This is a genomic window from Nonomuraea sp. NPDC002799 (assembly GCF_053592075.1).
In genome coordinates this window covers 1-6,227 of the sequence record NZ_JBSFVA010000097.1, presented here as the reverse complement: position 1 = coordinate 6,227, position 6,227 = coordinate 1, and the positions used below count along the sequence as shown (strand labels likewise).

General features: G+C 70.6%; 2 protein-coding genes. Both read right to left on the bottom strand.

Translation table 11 applies throughout. The annotated features are described in order from the left end of the window. Positions 1 to 4,805, bottom strand: a 4,805-nt coding sequence (locus ACWD0F_RS51505; RefSeq protein WP_449890401.1) for an RHS repeat domain-containing protein, incomplete at its 3' end; no start/stop codon positions are given. 33 nt (positions 4,806 to 4,838) lie between these two features. Then, positions 4,839 to 6,227: LamG domain-containing protein (locus tag ACWD0F_RS51500; protein ID WP_449890399.1), on the bottom strand; the 1,389-nt coding region annotated here is incomplete at its 5' end.

Below are 6,227 nucleotides of genomic sequence, written 5' to 3'. Positions count from 1 at the left end.
CGCACCGTCTCCGCCGCGCCGCCCCAGGCGTGCTTGGTCTCCTTCACCCGGTTGCCGATGGCGTCGTAGGCGTAGCTGACCGCGTACGGAGCCACACCGCCGATCTTGCCGCCCGCCGGGCCGCTGGCGCATTCGTCGGTGCCGGTCCAGGCGGAGGTCAGGCGGCGCAGATGGTCATACTTGAAGCACTGCGTGTCCTGGCCGCTCGCCCCCTGGTCCGCGATCTTGGTGATGTTGCCGACCGCGTCGTAGGTGTAGTTGAGGTCGAGATCGGCGGCGGCCGTGCCCTCTCTGTCCACTCGCATCCTGCTCAACCGGCGGGTGGACTCGTCGTGGGTGTAGGTCAGCCAGGTCCGCTTGCTGCCCGAGCCCAGCTCGTACTGCAGGGTCTCGCCGAGCTTGGAGTAGCGGGTCGCGCTCACGTACGCCGACAGGCCGGTCACCTTGGTCGGCTGGCTGAGGGCGTCGTAGGAGTAGACGACCGACTCCTCCGCCAGCCCGCCGCCCGCCGGGAAGCTGACCGACTGCACCTGGTCGTCGATCGTGTAGCGGGTGTTGAGCACGTAGGAGCCGGCCAGCTTGCCCTCGCGCTCCGGGACGGTGACGGTCTGGCGCAGGGTGCGGTAGTCGGTGTCGATGGCGTTGATCTCGGCCTTGTACGCCTGCCCGCCCGTGTACCGGATGCTGGCGTTCAGGTGGCCCTTGGCCAGCGCGTCGTACTTCCACTCGGCCAGCAGCGTGCCGGTCGCCGAGCCGTCGCGCAGCTCCTTCTTACGGCCCAGCTCGTCGTAGACGTAGAACAACGTCTTGCCGCGCGCGTCGGTGGTGCTGACGAGCTCGTCGGCGTCGTTGTACGTCATCGTGGTGACGCCCTTGTCGGGGTCCTCCATCTTGATCTCGCGGCCGCGCATGTCGTAGTGGTGGCGCCACACGTTGCCCGCGTGGTCGGTCACCGTGGACAACCGGCCGGCGTAGTCGTAGGCGTACTTGGTGGCCTCGTACTCGCCGGTCGGGGTCGCGCCCTTGTACTGGCGCAACTCGATCAGCCGGTCCTCGGCGTCACCGATCCGGGTGGTGGCCGTGCCGCCCGGCGGGGGCGTCACGTGCATCCGGTCGCCCTCCTGCTTGGAGGTGGCCCGGTACTTCTCCACCCCCTTCGCCTTGAGGATCTGGCTGTTGACGTCTCCGGTGCCGTCGAACGTCGACACCACCTGGGTGGGCACGTCGGTGTCGGCGGCGGCGAACAGGTCGGTGGCCGGTGTCCCGGTGGCGAAGTAGCCGGTGTTGGACTTGGTCGCCTCACCCAGGGAGTTGTAGAAGGTGTCGGTGATCGTGCGGCCGTCACGCAGCGCGGGATCCTGCGTCTGGTCGTCCGCGGGCGCGGGCTCCTGGGTCTGGCGCTTGCGCATCAGGCCGTCGTACAGCTCGTGGCTGGCGCTGTAGGTGCCGTCCGCGTTCAGCGTCTTCGTGGTGACGAAGCTGGGGCCGTCGGTGCGCATCGTGTAGGCGTACTCGGTGCTGGGTGACTGCCCCGCCGCCTTGCTACGGTCGGCCTGCCAGACCTTGACCAGCCGGCCGAGTGCGTCGTACTGCATGTCGACGCGGCGGTTGTTCGCGTCGACCTCGGCGAACGGCTCGCCCCAGGCCGGTTCGAGCAGCGTGCGGTCGACGTGGCCGAGCTGGTTGGTCTCGGTGATCTCGGTCGCCGGCGCACCCGCCGCCGGGGTGTAGGCGGTGGTCGACTTGGTGCCGACGGCGTCGGTCTCGCTGGTCTCGCGACCGTAGGCGTCGTAGGTGTGCGTGCTCTCGGTGATCGTGGTGCCGTCTCCGCTGACGACGTGCTGGACGGTGGTCACGTCGCCCTTGCTCGGGGCGGCGCCGAACGCCTTGCCGTCGTACTGCACCTTCTCGTCGGAGATGACCTCGCCGGCGGCCAGCGTGGACACGGCGGTGCCGCAACCGGCCGCCACCTTCTGGATCCTGCTGGTGTAGTCGAGCATCCAGGTCGTGTCGTTGCGGGCGTAGGTGTAGCGGGTGCATTCGTCGTCGGCCGCGGTGGCCAGGTCGCCCTTCTCGTCGACCTGGGTGAGCAGGCCCTTGGCGTCGTACGAGCGCTCCTCGCCGGTACGCCGCCAGGTGCCGCCCGGCAACGCGGACCGGGTGACCATGGACTTGGGCTCGACCACGTGGGCGGCCTTGGTGACGCCGCCCTGCGTGCCCTCGGCGGTCTTGAGCGACCACGGCTCCTCCGTGGTCGAGGTCAGCAGCGCCCCGCCGTCACCGTCGTACAGGATCTCCTCGCGTTCGAACCCGGCCAGTTGGTCCAGGTCGTCCAGCTTGACGCCCTCGGTGTCCTCGACCTGCGCGGTGCGCTTGGTCCCGTCGGCCAGCTTGTCGCCGTGCATGCCGCGGAAGTAGCGGAACTCGGTGAGCGTGCGCTTGGTGTCCTGCCCGTCGCCCTGGCGCACCCGGACCCGGCCGAAGCCGCGGAAGTCCGCCCAGGTGCGGTGCTCGGCCTTGACCAGGTTGGTGTCGGCGTAGTGCCAGGCGGCCCCGCCGAGATACTCGTAGTCGGTGACCACGTTCGGCGAGCCCGCGACCCGGTCGACCTCGATCGTCTGGGTCACCACGTACTTGTGGAACCAGTCGACGACCTCGGCCTCGTTGGGCGGCGACCAGCGCTGCGGGAAGCAGCGCCTGCTGTTCTTGTCCGCGGTGGGCACGTCGCCGGGCTTGCAGTCCGTGGCGGCGTAGTTGACGCGCAGCTCGCCGCCGCTCTCGTTGTTCACCGCCTGCACGCGCCACTTGACCAGCGGGGCGCGTCCCTCGTTCGCGTCCACCCGGTTGGCGAGCTGCACGCCGATGAACGTGGTCTTGGGCAGCGTGAGCGTGCCGCCCACGTGACCGCTCTGCTGGACCGAGGCCAGCCACAACGCCGGGCTCATGCCGTCGCCCGAGGCCGGGAACTGGTGGGTCAGCGTCCAGGAGTCCACCGCCGAGTACGCCCCGGCGGCGTTGAGGATCTGCGTGGTGACCTTGGCCAGGCGCTTGCGGGTGAAGAACGTCGGCGCCAGACGGTCGGTGCACTTGACCCCGGAGTCGCAGATCTGGTCGAACGGCACGTCCGGCCAGGAACTGGCGGTCTCCTTCTTGAGCTGGTCGGCGGCGCAGGTGATGGTGCCGCTGGGCAGGCAGCGCTCGGCCGTCTCGAAGACGACGCGCGAGGCCGGGGCCTTGGTGAACAGCTCGCCCTGCAGGTAGCCGTAGTCGATGCGGGTGAGATAACCGGCCCGGTCGTACACGGTGCCCAGCTCGGGCTTCATGTTCCGGCCGTAGTAGTTCTTCTCCTGGGCGTACCAGTAGGTGGTGGCGTTGCCGTGGGTGTCCACCGCGTAGTCGAGGTTCCACCGGTAGGCCTGCTGGCACCAGGCGTTGGCCGGGGTGCTGTTGTAGCAGGGCTCGCCGCTGTTGTTGCCGAACACCGGCACCGTCTGCACCGACTTGGTCTCCGCCTTGCCGGTCGCCCAGCCGGGCAGCCGGTTCAGGCCGAAGGTGTACTGGTTGCCGTCGGCGCCGGTGACACGCCAGTACTCACCGTTGTTGTCGCCGTTGGTGGCGCCGGTGAGCACCTCGATCCGGGTGCCGTCGTCGCGCTTGGGCCGCCACTGCTTGGTCGTGGCGTCCTTGACCAGCTCGATGGCCGAGTTGCCGAGCGACAGGGTGACGTTCTCCCCGTCCCAGCACAGGTCGCCGGTCTTCTTGCCGTCGATCATGCACGACTTGTAGCGGCGCTCGACGTATCCGCTCGGGTTCAGCTCGAAGCCCTCACCGGCCCAGGACGGCTGGTTGTTGGTGGAGGCGGTGCGGCCGTCCACGCTCTGGGAGGAGTAGTCGAGCGACAACTCCGGCTCGTCGCCGCCCAGCGCGGGCGGCGTGCGGAGGTCGTAGTTCCAGGTGAAGTCGCCCGACTGGGCGCCGACGCTCCAGCCCGCCGATGGAGCCAGGTCGGTGGCGCCGTGGTCGCCGGCCGGGCCCGAGGCGGCGGCGGCCACGGCGTACAGGCCGGACGTCGAGACCTCGGCGGTCAGCGTGCCCGCCTTGGTGTCGTTGTCGCTCTTGACCGGCTGGGGCTGGGCGCAGGTGGTCGCCTTGGCGTCGAGTGCGCACTCTTCGAGCTTGACGACCTGGAGCCGGGAGGCGTAGTCGCCGCCGTAGGCGTAGCGGAAGCTGGAGTAGTCGATCTCCAGGTTCGTCTTCGCGGCCGCCTTCGCCGCCGTGACGCCCTGGGCCGAGGAGCCCGGCGAGACCCGCATCACGAGGCCGAGCCGGCCGGTCGCGGCGGTGTCGAGGAGCTCGACCTGCACCGGGTCGGCGGCGGCCGCGGTCTTGGCTGCCACGCCCTGCTGCGCGGCCAGCTTCACCGGGAAGCCGGCCGCCAGCGTCTTGGCCTCGGCGCCGCCCAGCTCGGCCTTCTGAGGTGCGGGCCAGGTGACGGCGGGGGGCGTCTTCCACGCCTGCTTCTGCACGGGGTCGGCCAGCGGCGGCAGCACCGACACCTTCCCGCCCTTGACCGGCGTCTCCTTCTGCACGGCCGGCGCCGGGCGGGCGGCGGCCGAGGCGGGCATGGCGTAGGCCACGGGCGCGACGAGGACGATCGCCAGGATGGCCGCCAGCCGGCGCGGCCAGGCCGACTCGGGCTTGGGCTGGACGAAACGATTCCAGTAGGGGTCTGGGGTGTCTTCCGTCTCCGGTTCCGGCGCACGATTCCAGCGGGATTCGGGCAGCTCTAACTCACTCGGGTCCATGACTTCTCCCAGTCGGGGGTGCTGGTCAGGGATTTACTGGGCGGCTAGCTGGGCGATCTGCTCGGCGTTGAGCACACCGTCGTACGTGCGGACGTCGTCGATGGATCCCGGCCAGAAGCCGGTGAAGACGCCCGCGGTCTTGGTCCGGCCGAGTTGCAGCGGGCCGGTGGCGTTCCAAGCACTCAGATGTGAGGTGACGGTGGTGGTGGACAGGCGGCCGTTGACGTAGACGCGCAGCTCGCCGGCCAGCGGATCGTAGACACCGGCGACGTGGGCCCACTCCATCGGCACCGCGACGGCGTCGGACCGGGTCCGCACGAGGGCGGCGGTGTCGGTGTCGGCGGCGGCCATGCCGAGCGTCCACCGGCCCTGCTCCTTGTCGAAGCCGAGCTGGAAGCCCGCCGCCCTGGTGCCCGGCTGGGCCACGGCGGCGGCGTCACGGGCAGGCAGGTAGTCGAGCTGCGTCCAGGCGGCCACGGTGAAGCCCGACCTGGTGCTGACGGCCGGCCCGGTGGTCTGGGCGTAGTCGTCGACGCCGTCGAGCGCGAGCGCGCCGTCCAGCCAGCCCGACGTCCACACAGGGCCGCCCGCGAGGGTCGCGGCCGTCGACCTGCCGGAGGAGTCGGCGGCGCTCACGCCGGCGTCCTCGTCCAGCTTCCAGTGGCCGACCAGCGTGGCGGCGCTGTTGACCAGGTCGGCGACCTCGTCGGCGAACATCGCCCGCCCGTAGACGCGGACCTCGTCGACGTCACCGGCGAAGGGCTCCGCCGCGACGCCGCCCACCTTGCCACGGCCGATCGTGAGCGGCCCGTTGGCGGTCCACGGCTGGGTGTACGCGACCGTGGACTCCAGCTTGCCATTCACGTAGAGCGAGATCTGGCCGGCCGCCGAGTCGTAGACGCCGGTCAGGTGGGTCCACTCGTTCAGCCGTGGCGCCGCCGCGGACACGGCGCGCACGATGGCCGCGCCGTCCGCGTCCGTCGCGGCCCGGGTCAGCGCCCAGCGGTCGTTGGTCTTGGAGTACTGCAGGGAGAACGCGCCCGTTTTGGCGCCCTCCTGAGTGACGACGGTGGCGGTGGCCGCGTTGCCGGTCAGGCGGGCCCAGGCGCTGACGGTGAAGTTGCGGCCGGTGTCGGCGACGGGGCCCGACGTCGACGCGTACGTGTTCGCCAGGCGCAGCCCCATGCCGGTCCTGCCGGTCGTCCACGTGGCTCCGTAGAGGGTCGCGGGACGGGCGTTCGCGGCGTCGGCGGCCGTCGTGCCCTGGCCCTCGTCCAGGGGCCAGTGACCGGCCGGGCCCTGGCCCACGTTGACGTTGAAGACGTAGGTGCGGATCGGGCCGAGCTGGCCGGCGCGGTCCTTGCTGCGCACCGACAACACGTTGGGGCCGTCGTGACGCGGCGTCAGCGCGATCGTGGCGGC